Origin of the sequence: Streptomyces botrytidirepellens, from assembly GCF_003721215.1 — a bacterium.
Classification (GTDB): Bacteria; Actinomycetota; Actinomycetes; order Streptomycetales; family Streptomycetaceae; genus Streptomyces; species Streptomyces himastatinicus.
The window spans coordinates 1-1,991 of the sequence record NZ_RIBZ01000487.1 but is presented as its reverse complement, the minus strand read 5'-3'; the positions used below and the strand labels follow the sequence as shown (position 1 = coordinate 1,991).

The 1,991-nt window shown below is 73.9% G+C and carries 2 protein-coding genes; one reads left to right on the top strand and one right to left on the bottom strand.

Annotated features, from left to right (window positions below):
* Positions 1-38 precede the first annotated feature (38 nt).
* Complete coding sequence (locus EEJ42_RS31850) at positions 39-1,133, bottom strand: YhgE/Pip domain-containing protein (RefSeq protein WP_123105359.1); 1,095 nt, start codon at positions 1,131-1,133, stop codon at positions 39-41.
* 82 nt (positions 1,134-1,215) lie between these two features.
* Between EEJ42_RS31850 and EEJ42_RS31845 the strand changes: the two genes are divergently transcribed.
* The gene (locus EEJ42_RS31845; protein WP_123105357.1) at positions 1,216-1,881 is read left to right on the top strand and encodes a TetR/AcrR family transcriptional regulator; all 666 of its coding nucleotides are present in this window, start codon (positions 1,216-1,218) and stop codon (positions 1,879-1,881) included.
* Positions 1,882-1,991 lie beyond the last annotated feature (110 nt).

The following is a 1,991-nucleotide window of genomic DNA, read 5'->3' as shown; positions in this document are numbered from 1 at the left end:
GGCGGCGGCTGCGCGCGGACGACGCGGCGTCGTAGGGCTCAGCCGGCCGCGGCCGCGGCCGCGCGCCGCCGCCGGATCAGGGTGACGCCGAGGATGCCGACCAGCGCGCCGCCCAGGGCGTAGGCGGTCAGCACCGCGACGTTGGCGGCGATGCCGTGGCCGGAGAAGTACATGAGGTGGCGCACCGCGTGGGTGGCGGCGCCGTTGGGGAGGGCGGGGCTGAGCGCCCGCCAGAACGGGGGCAGCAGCTCGGGGCCGTACGCGCCACCGGCGCTGGGGTTGCCGAGGACCACGAACAGCAGGATCGTGACGCCGATGCCCAGGACACCGAAGAGCACCTGGAAGGCGATCGTCATGGCGGCGGCGCCGAAGACGACCAGCGCTCCGATCGCCGACAGGGCGAGGAAGTGTCCGTTCAACGCGCCGAGCAGCGGGCCCACGATCGCCGCGCCGCCCAGACCGGACAGCACCGCGTACGGCACGGCCGCGAGCAGTCGCCGCCCGGCGCCGCGCGCCGTGGCCGGGCGGGCGCCGAGGGACACGCCCAGCAGCGCGGCGAGCAGATAGCCGCCCACCGTCCAGCCCACCACCAGGTAGAAGCTGCTCAGGCCCCGGGCGTCGCCCGCCTGCGCGGGAAAGGCGTCGACGACGGAGGCGCTGCGGTTCTGAGCCTTCTCGGCCTTCTCGATCACCGTCTCCAGGGCGCTCGCCGTGGAGGCGCCACCGGCACCGGCGGTCAGGAGGGTGTCGGTGCGGGATCCGGGCTTCACGATCAGCACGCCGCTGATCTCCCCCGTACGCAGCCGCTCGCGCGCCGTGGCCTCGTCGGTGGCGGTGGCCTTCAGCGGGTGGCCGGGGATCGCGTTGAGCTTCTTCACCGCGTCCGGGGCCATCCGCTCCGGTGCCGCGACCGCGATGGGGATGCGGTGCGGCTGGGGGTGGTGGAACGCCCCCACGTACGACAGGACGAATCCCAATTGCAGCAGCAGCGCGCCGATGAGCATCGCCGCGATGCGCGCCGGGACCGCGCCGCGCAGCCGGGCCCACAGCCCCCGGCCCTTCTTCGGCTGGTCCGCGTCCGGCTCGACGCTCCGCGCCGGGGTCTCCACGTGGTCCGTGTCCGCCTGACTCACTGATCCGCACTTCCTCAATCACCGATGGGTTCGATACATGACTGTATCGGATACGCGAGTGTATCGAACTAGGATGTGACCCATGACGGAAGCCAGTAACAGCGCACTCGACCGCCGGGCGCTGCGCAGCGGACGACGTGCGGACGGCACCCCCACGCGCGTCACCCGGCGCCGGGCCGAGACCCGGGAACGTCTGCTGGCGGCGGCGCTCACGGTCTTCGCGGAGCGCGGCTTCGGCCGCGTGGGAATCGAGGAGATCTGCGAGGCCGCCGGGTACACGCGCGGCGCCTTCTACTCCAACTTCGACAGCCTCGACGAGCTGTTCTTCGCCCTCTACGAGCGGCAGGCCGCGCTCGTGACGGCCCAGGTGCAGGACGCGCTGGACGGCGCCACCCCCGACGAGGGCCTGGACGCCCTGATGGACCGGGTGGTGGGCGCGCTGCTCATCGACCGCACCTGGGTGCTCGTACGCACCGACTTCATGCTGTACGCGGCGCGCAATCCGGACACGGCGGCGGCGCTGATCCGGCACCGCGAGGCGTTGCGCGACACGCTCCAGCCGATCGTGACGGCCTACGTCGACCCCGACACCATGCCGCCCGGGCTGCGCGACCCCGAGTCCCTGACGGCCGCGGTCCTCACGATCCACGACGCGGCGGCGGGCCGGCTGCTGCTCGACCCGGATCTCGACGCGCTGCGGAGCTGGCTGCGCGACATGCTCACCGCGCTCCTCACGCCCCGGCACTGAGGCCCCCGATGCCGAGACCCCCGGCGCCGAGGCCCCCGATGCCGAGACCCCGGCGCGGCGGGGCGGCGAGACGCGCGTGGCGGGTGGCGTGACGCGCCCGCCACCCGCCA